Below are 15256 nucleotides of genomic sequence, written 5' to 3' on the forward strand. Positions count from 1 at the left end.
CAACCCCCCGTAGTGAGAGCACCCTGACTATGCAGACTTACGAGCAGTTCGCGGATGTGGATGTGTTGGGCGCGAACCTTCAATCCATCGTGGATGGCTTCGGAACCTTCTCCATCCTGGGCAACGGCATCCTGTTTCAGGAGGGGCTGGGGAACCGGGGACGTGACGACTCGATCTCCTTCGAGAAGGACAAGTGGTACCCGCTGGCCACGTTCCTGCGCGCCTTTGATCGCATCGGCAAGGACTTCGGCGAGTACATGCATCGCCAGGTGGGCCTGTCGATCCCGAAGAACGCGCCCTTTCCGCCCACCGTCGTGGACATCGACACCGCCATCCAGTCCATTGACGTGGCGTACCACATGAACCACGGGGTCAATGGTGTCGCCCTCTTCTCGCCCGCGACGGGCAAGAAGACCGATCGCATCGGCAACTATGGGTACGAGCGGCAGGTGGGCAAGAAGCTCATCCTGAGCAAGTGCAGCACTCCGTACCCGTGTGCGTTCGACGAGGGCATCCTCACGTCCATGGCCCAGCGGTTCGATCGCACGTCCTCCGTCACGCACGCGCCGGGCTCTTGCCGCAAGAAGGGTGCCGCCTTCTGCATCTACCACATCGCCTGGAAGTAGCGCCCCGCGGGGCATCCACCGGGGGACGGGTGCTCACGCCGCGTTGCTGGTCTTGTTGATCGTCCTCACGCGCACGCTGGGGACCGCCACGCTACCCGTGCCCGGCTGCTGCCGCTGGGCATAGGCCATCCACTCATCGAACATGTGGTGGAACAACTCGAAGACCTGGTCCACCAGCCCGAGCGCCTCGCGCTCCATGTCGGGCGAGAGCACGATCTCCTCCAGCTTGGCCTCGATGCCCTCGGTCCCCATGGCGTGGCCGCTCTCCAGATCCTTGTGGAGCGCGCCGAAGTAGCAGAGCGTCTCGCCCGTCGCCTTCTCGAACTCGAGCGCCAGGGCGCTGAACCGGGTGAAGGCCACGTCGCCCGTCGCCTCGATGGCCTCCACGACCGCCATGCGCACCGCGGGCGACGTGTTCTCGATGAGCCCCATCAAGCTGTAGATGGTCTGCCGGGTCTTCTGCCGATCATCGCCCCACAGCAGCCGCAGGGCCCCGTTGAGGTCCATCTGCGTGTTGAGGCCCAGCGTGCGCAGATCCTTGAGGTACATGCCCCAGTGGTGATCGTCCTCGTGGCTGTGCACGTTGATGAGGTGCTGGATGGGATCCTCGGAGCTCTCGTCGCGCAGCGCGTACTTGTTCACGTCCGAGAACCCCATGACGAACGGCGCCATGCACGGCACGAAGCTGAACCGCCGGCGGGGGTCCACCTGGGTGTCCTGGGTGAACATCATCAGGGCCGACTGCTCCAGACGCCGCTTGTTGCTCTCGATACGCTCCGCGATCCGCTTCATGGTGGGGTTCTCCTCGACTGGGTATCCCTTGACCCCCTGGAACGATGATTCCGGGAGATGAGGGTGACTTGTTGGACTGCTTCTTCCCCCCGACCGCCGACTGACGAAGAGGGATATAGAGGATTTTTATGCGGCGGTCAAAATCATCTTGGTGTTTTCGCGCTTTTTTTCATCTATCCGGGTTTTTTGATGTCATGAAAAGTATGCACCCATTCTGGACGAGTCCGATCAAAATAGAGGACATGAGAGGTAGAGTCGATCATGACTCAGGTGGATGGGTTTGACCCACCCCCGGATGCGGAATCCACGAAACGCGAGGCATGGGCATGAGTGACGACAGGGAGCGGGGTGGGGCACGACCCGGCGAGGAGGGGGGCGTCCGGCGGGCCTTTGGAGAGATCGCCGAGGCGTACGAGGCCTTCTTCCCCTCGCTCAACCGCTATGAGGGGCGGGTGGAGGACTTCCTCTCGCGGGCGGTGACGCGGGAGGCGCGGGTGCTGGACATGGGCTGTGGACCGGGGCTGTTCACGCGGGCCCTGCCGCCCCAGGTGGAGGTGGTGGGTCTGGATCTCTCCCCGGAGATGCTGGAGGTGGCCCGGCGCGCGAGGCCCTCGGGCAGGTACCGGGAGCACAGCTACCGCCAGTCCCTTCCCGCGGAGCTGGGGCGCTTCGGGGTGGCGCTGGCGGTGGGGTGTCTCGACTTCTGCGAGGACCTGCCGGAGGCGCTCGGTCATCTGGCGCACGCCCTGGAACCCGGGGGGCGGCTGCTGTTCACGGTGCTGGAGCGAAGGCCGGGGCTCGAGGCCCACGAGGACGCGTGCTGGAGGCTGCCAGAGGCGGAGCCACCGGTGACGTTGTTCTTCTGGTCCTTCGCCCGGACGGCCCAGGCGCTGGAAGCCGTGGGGCTGCTGCCCGTGCGCTACGCGCATGCACCGGGTTGGGTCCGGCTCGTCGACGAGCGGGTGATGCACTTCGGCTGGTGGGAGGTGATCCGCCCGGAGGAAGGTCCGCTGGGGACTGGCTCCGATAAGCCGCGCCGCTCGGAGGGCAGCCAAACTCCTTGACGCCAGGGGCCAGAGGCGCAAAGCATCCGCCGCCCGTAAAAGTCCCCCTACCCAACAGGAACTTCGATCATGGCCCCTCCGAGCGGCGAGAAGATCACCCTGAGCAACGGCAAGCTGTCCGTGCCGAACAACCCCATCATCCCCTACATCGAGGGCGACGGCACCGGCCGCGACATCTGGCGTGCCTCGCAGAACGTCTTCGACGCGGCGGTGGAGAAGGCCTACGGGGGGAAGAAGAAGATCTCCTGGTTCGAGGTGCTCGCCGGCGAGAAGGCCTTCAAGACGGTGAACAACTGGCTGCCGGACGAGACCGTCACGGCGTTTCGTGAGTACCTGGTGGGCATCAAGGGCCCGCTGACCACGCCGGTGGGCGGTGGCATCCGCTCGCTCAACGTGGCGCTGCGCCAGATGCTCGACCTGTACGTGTGCCTGCGTCCCGTGCGCTACTTCAAGGGCGTGCCCAGCCCCGTGAAGACCCCCGAGAAGGTCGACATGGTCATCTTCCGGGAGAACACCGAGGACATCTACGCGGGCATCGAGTTCGAGGCGGGCACGGCCAACGCCGCCAAGGTGCTGGAGATCCTCAAGAAGGAGTTCCCCAAGGACTTCGCGAAGATCCGCTTCCCGCAGGACGTGGGTCTGGGCATCAAGCCCGTGTCGAAGGAAGGCAGCGAGCGCCTCATCCGCTCGGCCATCGACTACGCCCTGGAGCACAAGCGCAAGAGCGTCACCTTCGTGCACAAGGGCAACATCATGAAGTTCACCGAGGGCGCCTTCCGCAAGTGGGGCTACGAGCTGGCGGCGCGCGAGTACGGTGACAAGGTCTACACGTGGGATCAGTGGGAGGCCACCAAGGCCGCCAAGAACGAGGAGGCCGCCAACGCCGAGCAGAAGGCGGCGCTCGCCTCGGGCAAGGTCCTCATCAAGGACTCCATCGCGGACATCACCCTGCAGCAGGTGCTCACGCGTCCGGACGAGTTCGACGTCATCGCCACGCTCAACCTCAACGGTGACTACCTGTCCGACGCGCTCGCCGCGCAGGTGGGCGGCATCGGCATCGCGCCGGGCGGCAACATCAACTACCTCACCGGCCACGCCGTGTTCGAGGCCACCCACGGCACCGCGCCCAAGTACGCGGACCTGGACAAGGTGAACCCCGGCTCGGTCATCCTCTCGGGCGAGATGATGCTGCGCCACCTGGGCTGGAACGAGGCGGCCGACCTCATCATCAAGGGCATGGACAAGGCCATCACGAACAAGACCGTCACCTACGACTTCGCGCGCCTGATGAACCAGGAGAAGCAGGCGGGCGTGACCGAGGTGAAGTGCTCGGAGTTCGGCCAGGCCATCATCAAGAACATGTAGTCGTCACGAGGAGACACTCCACATGGCTAAGAAGAAGATTGGTCTCATCGGCGGCGGTCAGATCGGTGGCAACCTGGCCCTGCTCGCGGTGCAGAAGAACCTCGGCGACGTCGTCCTCTACGACATTCCGGCGGCCGAGGGCCTGGTCAAGGGCAAGGCGCTGGACATCAACCAGCTCTCGGCGGTGGATGGCTACGACAGCCGCGTGCTGGGCACCACGGACTGGAAGGACGTGGCCGGCTCGGACGTGATCATCATCACCGCGGGCGTCCCCCGTAAGCCGGGCATGTCTCGCGAGGATCTGCTCGACGTCAACCTGAAGATCATGCGGGACGTGGCGGGCAACATCAAGCAGCACGCCCCCAACGCCTTCGTCATCAACGTGGCCAATCCCCTGGACGCCATGGTGTTCGCGCTCCAGAAGATCTCCGGACTTCCCGCGAACATGGTGGTCGGCATGGCGGGCGTGCTGGACACCAGCCGCTTCAAGTGCTTCGTCGCCGAGGCGCTCAACACGTCCATCCGCGACGTGGAGGCGCTGGTGCTCGGTGGCCACGGGGATGACATGGTGCCGCTCGTGCGCCACAGCACCGTGGGCGGCGTGCCCCTCACCCAGCTGCTGCCCAAGGACAAGCTGGACGCCATCATCGACCGCACCCGCAAGGGCGGCGCCGAGCTGGTGGCCCTCTACAAGACGGGCAGCGCCTACTTCGCGCCCGCCGCCAGCTCCATCGCCATGGCGGAGAGCTTCCTGCTCGACCGCAAGCGCGTGCTCCCGGCCGCCGCCCTGCTCAAGGGCGAGTACGGCATCAGCGACTACTTCTTCGGCGTGCCGGTGCAGATCGGCGCGGGCGGAGTGGAGAAGATCCACACGGTGGAGCTCAACGAGGCGGAGAAGGCGGAGATCGCCAAGTCCTTCGACTCGGTGAAGAAGACCGTGGAGAGCGTCAAGCTGTAGCACTCGCGCTCCCCAGCCCGTCAGGCCCCTCGCGGAACGAGCTGTCCGCGGGGGGTCGGGCTGAGGGAGGCTGATGCCGGAGATGGCGCGCTCTTATCCGCATGATCCGGTAATCTTTGCGGCTCACTGAATTGATCAGTTAACTAGCCAGAAGTACTGCACTGGAGGTCCGGCGGGCTGGCCCTGGACGTGGGGCTCGCGATGCCGGTCCACGTTCCTCGCGAGCGTCGGGCCCTCCAGTCCTCAAGGAGACGCGGCATGGCAGCAGCAGCGCGGTTCACGGTCGTGGGCGGCGGACTCGCCGGGCTGATGACGACCATCAAGCTGGCGGAGGCGGGGCATCAGGTCGACATCCTGTCGCTCGTGCCGGTGAAGCGTTCCCACTCGGTTTGCGCCCAGGGCGGCATCAATGGCGCGGTGAACACGAAGGGGGAGGGCGACAGCCCCGACATCCACGTGAAGGACACGCTGCGCGGGGGTGACTTCCTCGCCGAGCAGGTCTCCGTGAAGGGCATGTGCTACGCGGCACCGGGCATCATCTACCTGCTCGATCGCATGGGCGTGACGTTCAACCGCACGCCGGAAGGCCTGCTGGACTTCCGCCGCTTTGGCGGCACGCTCCACCACCGGACGGCCTTCGCGGGCGCCACCACCGGCCAGCAGCTGCTCTACGCGCTGGACGAGCAGGTGCGCCGCTGGGAGTCCGAGGGCCGCGTCACCAAGTACGAGTCCTGGGAGTGGCTGGGCACGGTGAAGGATGGCTCGGGCCGCTGTATCGGCAGCGTGGCCATGGATCTGCGCACCAATGAGATCCGCGCCTTCCCGGCCGAGGCGGTGTGTCTGGCCACGGGCGGTCCGGGCATCGTCTTCGGGCGCTCCACCAACTCCATCATCAACACGGGCACGGCCGCGGGCCGCGCCTACATGGAGGGCGCGCTCTACGCCAACGGCGAGTTCATCCAGGTGCACCCGACCTCCATCCCGGGCGAGGACAAGCTGCGCCTGATGAGCGAGTCGGTGCGTGGCGAGGGTGGCCGCGTGTGGGTGCCGCGCAAGAAGGGCGACACGCGAGATCCTCGGCAGATCCCCGACAGCGAGCGCTTCTACTTCCTCGAGGAGAAGTACCCCAAGTACAAGAACCTCGTGCCGCGCGACGTGGCCACGCGCGAGATCTTCACCATCTGCCGCGAGATGGGCCTGGGCATCGGTGGCCGCGACGCCGTGTTCCTGGACGTCACGCACATCCCCGCCCAGAAGCTCACCGAGAAGCTCGGTGGCGTGATGGAGATCTACGAGAAGTTCGTGGGCGATGACCCGCGCCACGTGCCCATGCAGATCTTCCCGGGCATGCACTACTCCATGGGCGGCCTGCACGTGAGCTTCGAGGCGGACTCGAAGACGATGACGCCGCTGGTCGGCAGCCCCGTCAACCACACCACGCGCATTCCCGGCCTGTACGCCGCGGGCGAGGCCGAGTACGCCTACCACGGCGCCAACCGCCTGGGCGCCAACTCGCTCCTGTCCTGCATCTACGCGGGCATGCTCAGTGGCCCGGCCATGGCGTCCTTCGCCAAGAGCAACGCCAAGAGCGCCAACGACGCGGACCACCAGAAGCACTTCGCCGAGGCGAAGAAGTTCTGGGAGGAGCGCTTCGCCTCCATCAAGAAGATGGACGGCAAGGAGAACGCGTACGGCCTGGCCAAGGAGATGGGCGATCTCATGACGGAGAACGTCACCGTCGTGCGCTACAACGACCGCCTGCAGAAGTCGCTCGAGAAGCTACGCGAGCTCAAGGAGCGCTGGAAGAACATCAACGCGCTGGACACGGGCAACGTGGCCAACCGCAGCATCTCCTACGCCAACCAGCTCTGGAACATGTTCGAGCTGGCCGAGGTCATCACCAAGAGCGCGCTCATGCGCGACGAGAGCCGCGGCGCGCACTACAAGCCGGACTTCTCGCTGCCCGAGCCCGCGACGAAGGACCCCACGCTGGATGCCAACTGGATGGGGCTCTGGAAGAAGCGCCACGAGAAGTGGGCCAAGACGACCCTCGCCGCCTACTCCCCCGAGACGCCGCAGATCAGCTACGAGGACATCCCCACGCCCGTGCTCGACCCCGAGCCGCGCTGGTACGCCTGAGCGATAGAGAGGCAACGACATGGACAACGCGACCACGACGCAGGCGCCTGTCAGCACCAAGGGCAAGAAAGTCACCTTCCGCATCTGGCGCCAGGACGGTCCGGATCAGGCGGGGCGCTACGACGAGTTCGAGCTGGAGTACCGCCCGGGCGCCAACGTCGTCTCCTGTCTCATGGAGATCCAGCGCAACCCCGTCACCAAGGACGGGCGCAAGGTGCCCCCGGTCATCTGGGACGCCGCGTGCCTGGAAGAGGTGTGCGGCAGCTGCGCGATGAACATCAACGGCCGGGTGCGCATGGCGTGCTCGGCGCTCATCGATCGCATCGTCGGGGACGGGGAGGCCGTCATCACCCTGCAGCCGATGAGCAAGTTCCCCGTCACGCGCGATCTGTCGGTGAACCGCGACCGCATGTTCGACGCGCTCAAGCGCGTCAAGGCGTGGATCAACATCGACGGCACGCATGACCTGGGCCCCGGCCCGCGCCAGTCCGCCGCGGACCATGGCGTCATGTACAAGCTGTCCACGTGCATCACGTGCGGCAGCTGCCTGGAGGCCTGCCCCCAGGTGACGATCGACAACGAATTCATGGGCGCCGCCGCCATCAGCCAGGCGCGGCTCTTCAACATGAACCCCACGGGCAAGATGAACGCCGAGGAGCGCGTGCGCGGGCTCATGGGCCCGGGCGGCATCCAGGACTGTGGCAAGGCCCAGAACTGCGTGAAGGTGTGTCCCAAGGAGATCCCGCTCACCACCTCCATCGCGGTGATGAACCGCGAGGTGAGCAAGCAGATCATCAAGGACATCTTCTTCAACCAGGGCGACGAGAAGAAGGCGACGGGCGGTCCCGGCTAGGCCGTCTCCTCGTCCCATGAGGGTGTTTGTTCCCGAGGCTCCGTGTCCGGCCTTTGTTCGCCAGACCGGGGCCTCGGTTCTTTCCGGTTCGCCTGGATTGGGCTCTTGACAATAGGGCCTTGCCAAGCGGGCCATTCTGCGCGAGAGAGGCAGCCGTCCCGGGGGACTGGCTCCCGGGTCAGTCTCGCGCGTCACTCGCGTCACCCGGAGCTTCGATGAAGATCCACGAGTACCAGGGCAAGGAAGTCTTCCGGAAGTATGGGGTCCCCACGCCGCGAGGCATCCTCGCGACCACTCCCGACGAGGCCGAGAAGGCCGCGAAGGAGCTGGGCACCTCGGTGGTCGTCGTGAAGGCCCAGATCCACGCGGGCGGCCGCGGCAAGGGCGGCGGCGTGAAGCTCGCCAAGAGCCCCGCCGAGGCGAAGCAGCTCGCCCAGCAGATGATCGGCATGAAGCTCAAGACGATCCAGACCGGGCCCGAGGGCCAGACGGTCAACAAGGTCTACATCGAGGAGGGCTTGGCCATCGGTCAGGAGCTGTACCTCGGCGTGACGCTGGATCGCGCCACCTCGCGCATCACCTTCATGGCTTCCCGCGAGGGCGGCGTGGAGATCGAGGAAGTGGCCGAGAAGCACCCGGAGAAGATCCTCCGCGAGGCGGTGGATCCGGTGTCGGGCTTCCAGGACTTCCAGGGCCGCAAGCTGGCGTTCGGCCTGGGCCTGACGGGTCCCACGGTGAACAAGTTCGTGCAGTTCTGCTCCGCGCTCTACCGCGTGTACACCGAGGCGGACGCGTCCCTGGTGGAGATCAACCCGCTGGTCATCACCAAGGAGGGCGGCGTGGTGGCGCTCGACGCGAAGGTGGACTTCGAGGAGAACGCGCTCTACCGGCACAAGGATCTGCTCGCCTACCGCGATCTGGCGGAGGAGGAGCCGCGGGAGATCCAGGCCAAGGAGCATGATCTGGCGTACATCGCGCTGGACGGCAACATCGGCTGCATGGTGAACGGCGCGGGTCTGGCCATGGCCACCATGGACACCATCAAGCTGGTGGGCGGCAATCCCGCCAACTTCCTGGACGTGGGCGGCGGCGCGAGCAAGGAGAAGGTCACTGCGGCCTTCAAGCTCATCCTCGCCGATCCGGCCGTGAAGGCGGTGCTCGTCAACATCTTCGGCGGCATCATGAAGTGCGACGTCATCGCCGAGGGCATCATCGCCGCGGCCAAGGAAGTGCAACTCAAGATCCCGCTCGTGGTTCGCCTCGAGGGCACCAACGTGCAGCAGGGCAAGGACTTGCTGAGCAATTCCGGCCTCGCCATCACCCCCGCCGACAACCTCCGCCAGGCCGCCGAGAAGGCCGTCGCCGCGGTGAAGTAGTTCCAGGCAGAGAAAGGTCAAGCCATGAGCATCCTCGTCAATGAGAACACGAAGGTCCTCTGCCAGGGCATCACCGGCTCGGCGGGTTCGTTCCACACCAAGCAGATGTTGGAGTACGGCACGAAGATGGTCGGTGGTGTGACGCCCGGCAAGGGCGGCACCGACTTCGAGGGCAAGGTCCCCGTGTTCAACACGGTGGCCGACGCGGTGAAGCAGACCGGCGCGAACACCTCGGTCATCTTCGTTCCGCCCCCCTTCGCCGCGGACTCCATCATGGAGGCCGCCGACGCGGGCATCTCCCTCATCATCACCATCACCGAGGGCATCCCCGTCAACGACATGGTGCGCGCCAAGCGCTACATCCAGGGCAAGCCGGGCGTGCGCCTCATCGGCCCCAACTGCCCGGGCGTCATCACCCCTGGCGCCAAGTGCAAGATCGGCATCATGCCGGGCCACATCCACAAGCCGGGCCGCATCGGCGTGGTGTCGCGCTCGGGCACGCTCACCTACGAGGCCGTGCACCAGCTCACCCAGCTGGGCCTGGGCCAGTCCACCGCGGTGGGCATCGGTGGCGATCCGGTCAACGGCACGGACTTCGTGGACGTGCTCAAGCTCTTCAATGACGACCCGGAGACGGACGCCGTCATCATGATCGGCGAAATCGGCGGTAGCGCCGAGGAGGCCGGTGCCGAGTACGTGGCGCGTGAGTTCAAGAAGCCCATCGCGGGATTCATCGCCGGCCAGTCGGCGCCCCCGGGCAAGCGCATGGGCCACGCGGGCGCGATCATCTCCGGAGGCAAGGGCACCGCCTCCGAGAAGATCAAGGCCATGGAGGCCGCGGGCTTCGTGATGGCCGCGAGCCCCGCCGAGCTCGGCACCACGCTGCAGGAGGCCATCAAGCGTGGCCCCGCGAAGAAGCGCTAGTTCCTAAACCCGCTGTTCCGACACACGAGGAGCCATTCCATGGCCATCGAGCGTACGCTGTCCATCATCAAGCCGGACGGTCTGCAGAAGGGCGTCATCGGCAAGGTCATCTCCCGCTTCGAGGAGAAGGGTCTCAAGCCGGTCGCCATCCGCCTGCAGCAGCTGTCGCAGGCCCAGGCCGAGGGGTTCTACGCCGTCCACAAGGCGCGCCCCTTCTTCAAGGACCTGGTGAACTTCATGATCTCCGGCCCCGTGGTGCTCATGGTGCTGGAGGGTGAGAACGCCGTCCTGGCCAACCGCGACATCATGGGCGCCACCAACCCGGCCAACGCGGCCCCTGGCACCATCCGCCGCGACTTCGCCACCAGCATCGATCAGAACACGGTGCACGGCTCGGACAGCCTGGAGAACGCCAAGATCGAGATCGCGTACTTCTTCCGCGAGACCGAGGTCCACGGCTACGAGTACTCCGGCAAGAAGTAGTCACGACGGGCTTCGCGCCCCGGACACGGCCCGGCTCCCGCGCTCATCCGCGGGGACCGGGCCGTCGTCTTTGGGACGGCTGCTCAGGTGAGGTGAACGGGCAGCTCCTTGAGTCCGCGCAGGGTGATGCTGCTGCGCCACTGCAGCTCCTCCTCGGGGATGGCCAGCCGCAGCTTGGGGAAGCGGTTCACGAGCGTCTGGATGCCGATGCGTCCCTCCATCCGCGCGAGCGGCGCGCCCAGACAGAAGTGCGCGCCCATGCCCAGGCCCAGGTGGCGGTTGGGCGTCCGGGCGAGATCGAGCTTGTCCGGGTCGGGAAAGGCCCGCTCGTCGCGGTTCGCCGAGGAGATGAGCAGCAGCACCATGCCTCCGCGGGGGATGAGTTCTCCGTGCAGCGTGATGTCCTCCGTGGCGAAGTGGACCGCGGACTGCTCCACGGCGTTGCCGTAACGCAGCAACTCCTCGACCCCCGGGACGATGAGGTCGGGGTTCTCGCGCAGCTTCTGGAGCTGATCCGGGTGTTGGAGCAGCGCGAGGACACCGTTGCCGATGAGATTCACCGTGGTCTCGTGACCCGCCAGCAGGATGAGGAAGATCATCGAGACGAGCTCATCCTCGTTCAGGCGATCTCCCTGCTCCTCGGCCTGCACGAGCGCGGACAGGAGATCATCGCTCGGCTGTTTGCGGCGCGTGTGGATGAGCTTGCGGAAGAAGCGCTGCAGTTTGTAGGCGTTGGCGAACTGGCCCATCATCTTGAGGGGGCTCGCCGTGGACGCGTCCAATAGCTCCGCCGTCCATTCGTGGAACTTGAAGCGATCCTCCTCGGGCACGCCCATCATCATCGAGATGATGGTCAGGGGCAGGGGGAGGGCGAAGTCGGCGATGAGGTCCACGCGCTCCTTCTTCTCCGCGGCATCGAGCAGCTCGTTGACGACCCGCACCACCGTGTCTCGGATCTCCTCGACCCGGCCTGGGGTGAAGGCCTTCTGGACCAGGTTGCGCAGGCGGCGGTGATCGGGCGGATCACTCGCCAGCATGTTGCTCTGGAAGGCCTTGATGAGCTTGGGCACGTACCAGCGGTCCAGCGCGCTCGGCTCATTGGTGACGGTGCGCCGGTTGTGGGCGAAGCGGGGATCATTGAACGCGTTGACCACGTCCTCGTAGCGCGTGAGGACCCACGTCTTGCCCAACAGGGGCCGCTGCATGATGGCCACGGGCGAGTCCCGCCTCAGCCGGGTATAGGTGGGATAGGGATCCTTCAACATCTCGGGCGTATTGAGCTTCAACTCGAGGGGCATGGGTTCTCTCCGTCAAGAGGGGGTCTTCGCGCCCAGGGGGGATGGGCGGGAGTCGACTATGGGGCCGGGCTCCGACGGTTTTGATGGTTGTTCAACAATTTCATGTTAGTCAAGTAGAGGGGGGACTGGACAGGCCGTCCCGAGCATGCCTCAAGGGGGCAAGCCCTCCTTTGACTCCGCCTCCCGGGATGTGGGAAGTGACCCCCATCCCCGCCCCGTTGGAACCAGGACGATGCAGAACGAGCTTCCCAACGCCGACCTCGAGAGCCCGGCCCCCGTGTTGCCCACTCCGGCCCCCGCCCCCGTGAAGCTCACGGAGGTCTCCAGCCTCACCCTGGAAGGGCTCACTCGTTTTCTGACCGAGGAGCTGGGCGAGCGCTCCTTCCGCGCGGGTCAGCTCTACCGCTGGATGCATCAGCGCGGGGCCACGTCCTTCGATGAGATGACGGACCTGTCCAAGGCGCTGCGCGAGAAGCTCAAGCAGCGCGCGGAGATCGTCCCCCTGGTCAAGGACGCCGAGCAGCGCTCGGTGGATGGGACCATCAAGTACCGGTGGAAAACCCGGGATGGCCGCTACATCGAGTCCGTCTACATGCCCTCCGAGGACCGCAAGACGCTGTGCGTGTCCACCCAGGTGGGGTGCGCCATGGCGTGCACCTTCTGCATGACGGGCACCCTGGGGCTCAAGCGCAACCTCACTCCCGGGGAGATCGTCGCCCAGGTGCATGCGGTCAACCGCGAGGTGCGCAAGAACGAGGGCCTGGAGACGCTGCGCCCCCTGTCCAACCTGGTGTTCATGGGCATGGGCGAGCCCCTGCACAACTTCGAGAACCTGAAGACGTCGCTCGCCATCCTCCAGTCCCAGGACGGGCCGAACTTCAGCCACCGCCACATCACCGTGTCCACCGTGGGCCTCGTGCCGATGATCGAGCGCTTCGGGCAGGAGACGGACGTGAAGCTCGCCATCTCCCTCAACGCGAGCACCGACGAGCAGCGCTCCAAGACGATGCCCGTCAACCGCAAGTGGAACATCGCGGCGCTGCTCGACGCCTGCCGCAAGTTCCCCCTGCGCCAGGGCCGCCGCATCACCTTCGAGTACGTGCTGCTGCGCGACTTCAACGACACCGACGAGGACGCCGCGCGCCTCATCCAGCTGCTCGAGGGCATCCCCGCCAAGGTGAACCTGATTCCCTACAACGAGAACCCCGGCCTGGGTTTCCAGACGACGATGGACCAGCGGGCCGAGCGCTTCCGGGAATTGCTGTGCGAGGGGCACGTGGCGGCCTTCATCCGGCAGAATCGGGGGCGGGACATCGCCGGCGCGTGTGGCCAGTTGGCCAACCGGGGAGGGGAGAACGCCTCGGAATCGTCGCAAAGCCCCGAGCTTCCTTGACAATCCGTTCGCGGGGGGGTTAAGAGCGCCCCCCTCCAAGCTGATCACCTTCTTGTCTCACCTTCAGTTTTCATCTGGAGCCTCAGAAATGGCCGTTGTTCTCCGTCTCGCCCGCGCGGGCGCCAAGAAGAAGCCGTACTACCACGTGGTGGCCACCGACTCCCGTAACCCCCGGGACGGTAAGTTCATCGAGGCCGTGGGCGCCTACGACCCGAACCACAACCCCGCCAAGGTGGAGTTCAACGCGGATCGTCTGGAGTACTGGCTGAAGAGCGGCGCGCTGCCCTCCGAGACCGTTGGCGAGCTCATCAAGCGCCACAAGCGCGCCGCCGCTACTCCCGCCTCCTAGTCCCTCCCGGGGCTGAGTCGACAGCGTGGAGCAACTCATCCTCTATCTGGTGCGGTCCCTGGTCGATCATCCCGACCAGGTCGCCTTGCGTGCGTCCGAGGTGGACGGGGCCCGGCTCTATGAGCTGAAGGTCTCCCCCGAGGACGTGGGCAAGGTCATCGGCCGTGACGGGCGCACCGTGGGTGCCCTCCGGACGTTGATCGGCGCCGCGTCCCAGAAGCATGGGCAGAAGGTCCGCCTGGAGATCCAGGACGATCGGCGCACCCAGCCGTCCCCCGCCGCCCCTCCCGAAGGCCCGTGACGCTCAAGCCCCATCTCGAGCTGGGCTACGTGGCCCGCGCCCATGGTCTCAAGGGCGAGGTGGCCGTGCGGCCCTTCGATCCGGCCTCCGAGACGCTGGATTTCGTCGAGCGCGTGCTCGTGCGCACCCGCGCGGGCCAGGAGCGCCTGCTGCGCATCGAGTCGGTGCGTCCCACTCCCAAGGAAACCCTCGTGGTCTTCGAGGCGGTGGAGCGCCGCGAGGATGCCGAGGCGCTCGTGGGTGGCACGGTGCTCGTGTTCCGCGAGGATCTCGAGCCCCCCGCCGAGGACGAGTACTTCCAGGGCGACCTGGTGGGACTCACCGCGGTGGACGCGGCGGGCCATGTGCTTGGCCGCGTGGAAGAGCTCTGGGACACCGGGGAGGTGCCCAACCTCGTCATCCGCGCCGAGGGCCGCGAGGAGTTGGTGGTGCCCTTCGCCGATGACTTCGTCTCCACCGTGGACATCCCGGGCGGCAAGCTCGTGGTGAAGCCGCCGGAGTATCTGGAGGCGGGCGGGAGCGAGCCGGAAGGGGAGGAGTGATGTACCCCGTGGAGGTGCTGACGCTCTTCCCGGACAGCGTCCAGGGCTATCTGGGCGCGAGCATTCTCGGCAAGGCACGCGAGAAGGGACTGCTCGGCGTCACCGTCACGTACGTGCGGGATTTCGCCGAGGGCAAGCATCGGGTCACCGACGACGCGCCCTACGGAGGCGGCGCCGGCATGGTGATGAAGCCCGAGCCCCTGGTGTCCGCCCTGGAGGCCGCTCGGGCCCGTGCCCCCGCGGGGACCAAGGCCCTGCTGATGAGCCCGCGGGGGCCCACGTTCACCCAGGCACGTGCTCGCGAACTCGCCCAGGAGCCCGGGCTGATCCTCGTGTGTGGCCGTTACGAGGGCGTGGATGAGCGCGTCATGCCCTACCTGGATGGCGAGCTGTCCCTGGGGGACTTCATCCTCACCGGGGGGGAGGTGGCCGCCCTGGCCGTGGTGGACGCCGTGGCGCGGCTGCTGCCCGGGGTGCTGGGCAACGAGGCCTCCAGTGTCACCGAGAGCTTCGAGGAGAACCTGCTCGAGCACCCCCATTACACCCGGCCGCCCGTCTTCCGGGGCGCCGAGGTGCCCGCCATCCTGCAGGAGGGCAACCACGCGCGCATCGCCCGGTGGCGGCGCTGGCACGCGTTGCGGCTCACCCGCGAGCGGCGCCCGGATCTGTTCGCCCGCCTGGCGCTGAGCAAGGCGGATCTGAAGCTGTTGTCGAAAACCGAGGAGGAATTGTAGTCCTCGCGGTGGTTTCCCTGGCGGTAGGGCTTCTGCGGGCTTGTTCGCCCCCCGCCACT

Annotated in this window: 16 protein-coding genes; 14 read left to right on the plus strand and 2 right to left on the minus strand. The window is 66.3% G+C overall.

Going from position 1 to position 15256, the window contains the following annotated elements:
* Positions 1-29 precede the first annotated feature (29 nt).
* The gene (locus MEBOL_RS34620; protein WP_095981423.1) at positions 30-626 is read left to right on the plus strand and encodes a hypothetical protein; all 597 of its coding nucleotides are present in this window, start codon (positions 30-32) and stop codon (positions 624-626) included.
* A 33-nt stretch (positions 627-659) separates the two neighbouring features.
* Here the strand turns inward: MEBOL_RS34620 and MEBOL_RS34625 are convergent, their stop codons facing one another.
* The gene (locus tag MEBOL_RS34625) at positions 660-1418 is read right to left on the minus strand and encodes a hypothetical protein (protein ID WP_095981424.1); all 759 of its coding nucleotides are present in this window, start codon (positions 1416-1418) and stop codon (positions 660-662) included.
* Between the two features lie 326 nt (positions 1419-1744).
* On the opposite strand from MEBOL_RS34625, the gene MEBOL_RS34630 reads away from it, so the two are divergent.
* From MEBOL_RS34630 to ndk, 8 genes are all read left to right on the plus strand, one after another.
* Positions 1745-2482 (plus strand): class I SAM-dependent DNA methyltransferase, encoded by a 738-nt coding sequence (locus tag MEBOL_RS34630; RefSeq protein ID WP_095983185.1) that lies wholly within the window; start codon positions 1745-1747, stop codon positions 2480-2482.
* Between the two features lie 69 nt (positions 2483-2551).
* A complete protein-coding gene (icd, locus tag MEBOL_RS34635; RefSeq protein WP_095981425.1) occupies positions 2552-3847 on the plus strand; it encodes an NADP-dependent isocitrate dehydrogenase in 1296 nt (431 codons plus the stop codon).
* A 22-nt stretch (positions 3848-3869) separates the two neighbouring features.
* Positions 3870-4805, plus strand: coding sequence for a malate dehydrogenase (mdh, locus tag MEBOL_RS34640; protein WP_095981426.1), 936 nt, complete (start codon positions 3870-3872; stop codon positions 4803-4805).
* A 258-nt stretch (positions 4806-5063) separates the two neighbouring features.
* Complete coding sequence (sdhA, locus tag MEBOL_RS34645; RefSeq protein WP_095981427.1) at positions 5064-6944, plus strand: succinate dehydrogenase flavoprotein subunit; 1881 nt, start codon at positions 5064-5066, stop codon at positions 6942-6944.
* Positions 6945-6963: 19 nt separating this feature from the next.
* Positions 6964-7797 carry a succinate dehydrogenase iron-sulfur subunit gene (gene sdhB, locus MEBOL_RS34650; RefSeq protein ID WP_095981428.1) on the plus strand — a complete coding sequence of 278 codons (834 nt, stop codon included), beginning with the start codon at positions 6964-6966 and terminating at the stop codon, positions 7795-7797.
* Positions 7798-8012: 215 nt separating this feature from the next.
* On the plus strand, positions 8013-9173 hold the full coding sequence (gene sucC / locus MEBOL_RS34655) for an ADP-forming succinate--CoA ligase subunit beta (RefSeq protein WP_095981429.1): 1161 nt from the start codon (positions 8013-8015) through the stop codon (positions 9171-9173).
* 24 nt (positions 9174-9197) lie between these two features.
* A complete protein-coding gene (sucD, locus tag MEBOL_RS34660) occupies positions 9198-10097 on the plus strand; it encodes a succinate--CoA ligase subunit alpha (protein WP_095981430.1) in 900 nt (299 codons plus the stop codon).
* Positions 10098-10136: 39 nt separating this feature from the next.
* Positions 10137-10580, plus strand: coding sequence for a nucleoside-diphosphate kinase (gene ndk, locus MEBOL_RS34665; protein ID WP_095981431.1), 444 nt, complete (start codon positions 10137-10139; stop codon positions 10578-10580).
* Positions 10581-10663: 83 nt separating this feature from the next.
* Here ndk and MEBOL_RS34670 read toward each other — a convergent pair whose 3' ends face one another.
* A complete protein-coding gene (locus MEBOL_RS34670) occupies positions 10664-11878 on the minus strand; it encodes a cytochrome P450 family protein (protein WP_095981432.1) in 1215 nt (404 codons plus the stop codon).
* A gap of 232 nt (positions 11879-12110) precedes the next feature.
* Here MEBOL_RS34670 and rlmN point away from each other — a divergent pair, with 232 nt between their 5' ends.
* The 5 genes from rlmN (at position 12111) to trmD (ending at position 15197) form a co-directional block, all read left to right on the plus strand.
* Positions 12111-13271, plus strand: coding sequence for a dual-specificity RNA methyltransferase RlmN (gene rlmN, locus MEBOL_RS34675; protein WP_095981433.1), 1161 nt, complete (start codon positions 12111-12113; stop codon positions 13269-13271).
* A gap of 88 nt (positions 13272-13359) precedes the next feature.
* Positions 13360-13620 carry a 30S ribosomal protein S16 gene (rpsP, locus tag MEBOL_RS34680; RefSeq protein ID WP_095981434.1) on the plus strand — a complete coding sequence of 87 codons (261 nt, stop codon included), beginning with the start codon at positions 13360-13362 and terminating at the stop codon, positions 13618-13620.
* A gap of 25 nt (positions 13621-13645) precedes the next feature.
* A complete protein-coding gene (locus MEBOL_RS34685) occupies positions 13646-13921 on the plus strand; it encodes a KH domain-containing protein (RefSeq protein ID WP_095981435.1) in 276 nt (91 codons plus the stop codon).
* Positions 13918-14463, plus strand: a complete 546-nt coding sequence (rimM, locus tag MEBOL_RS34690; RefSeq protein ID WP_095981436.1) for a ribosome maturation factor RimM — start codon at positions 13918-13920, stop codon at positions 14461-14463. Before MEBOL_RS34685 ends, rimM begins: the two co-directional genes overlap by 4 nt.
* Positions 14463-15197 (plus strand): tRNA (guanosine(37)-N1)-methyltransferase TrmD, encoded by a 735-nt coding sequence (gene trmD / locus MEBOL_RS34695; protein WP_095981437.1) that lies wholly within the window; start codon positions 14463-14465, stop codon positions 15195-15197. Before rimM ends, trmD begins: the two co-directional genes overlap by 1 nt.
* Positions 15198-15256 lie beyond the last annotated feature (59 nt).

Source organism: Melittangium boletus DSM 14713, from assembly GCF_002305855.1.
Classification (GTDB): domain Bacteria; phylum Myxococcota; class Myxococcia; order Myxococcales; family Myxococcaceae; genus Cystobacter; species Cystobacter boletus.

Excerpts from the sequence above, each read along its gene's own strand:
- MEBOL_RS34620 (WP_095981423.1), top strand. The coding sequence starts at position 30 with ATGCAGACTTACGAGCAGTTCGCGGATGTGGATGTGTTGGGCGCGAAC.
- MEBOL_RS34625 (WP_095981424.1), bottom strand. The coding sequence starts at position 1,418 with ATGAAGCGGATCGCGGAGCGTATCGAGAGCAACAAGCGGCGTCTGGAG.
- MEBOL_RS34630 (WP_095983185.1), top strand. The coding sequence starts at position 1,745 with ATGAGTGACGACAGGGAGCGGGGTGGGGCACGACCCGGCGAGGAGGGG.
- icd (WP_095981425.1), top strand. The coding sequence starts at position 2,552 with ATGGCCCCTCCGAGCGGCGAGAAGATCACCCTGAGCAACGGCAAGCTG.
- mdh (WP_095981426.1), top strand. The coding sequence starts at position 3,870 with ATGGCTAAGAAGAAGATTGGTCTCATCGGCGGCGGTCAGATCGGTGGC.
- sdhA (WP_095981427.1), top strand. The coding sequence starts at position 5,064 with ATGGCAGCAGCAGCGCGGTTCACGGTCGTGGGCGGCGGACTCGCCGGG.
- sdhB (WP_095981428.1), top strand. The coding sequence starts at position 6,964 with ATGGACAACGCGACCACGACGCAGGCGCCTGTCAGCACCAAGGGCAAG.
- sucC (WP_095981429.1), top strand. The coding sequence starts at position 8,013 with ATGAAGATCCACGAGTACCAGGGCAAGGAAGTCTTCCGGAAGTATGGG.
- sucD (WP_095981430.1), top strand. The coding sequence starts at position 9,198 with ATGAGCATCCTCGTCAATGAGAACACGAAGGTCCTCTGCCAGGGCATC.
- ndk (WP_095981431.1), top strand. The coding sequence starts at position 10,137 with ATGGCCATCGAGCGTACGCTGTCCATCATCAAGCCGGACGGTCTGCAG.
- MEBOL_RS34670 (WP_095981432.1), bottom strand. The coding sequence starts at position 11,878 with ATGCCCCTCGAGTTGAAGCTCAATACGCCCGAGATGTTGAAGGATCCC.
- rlmN (WP_095981433.1), top strand. The coding sequence starts at position 12,111 with ATGCAGAACGAGCTTCCCAACGCCGACCTCGAGAGCCCGGCCCCCGTG.
- rpsP (WP_095981434.1), top strand. The coding sequence starts at position 13,360 with ATGGCCGTTGTTCTCCGTCTCGCCCGCGCGGGCGCCAAGAAGAAGCCG.
- trmD (WP_095981437.1), top strand. The coding sequence starts at position 14,463 with ATGTACCCCGTGGAGGTGCTGACGCTCTTCCCGGACAGCGTCCAGGGC.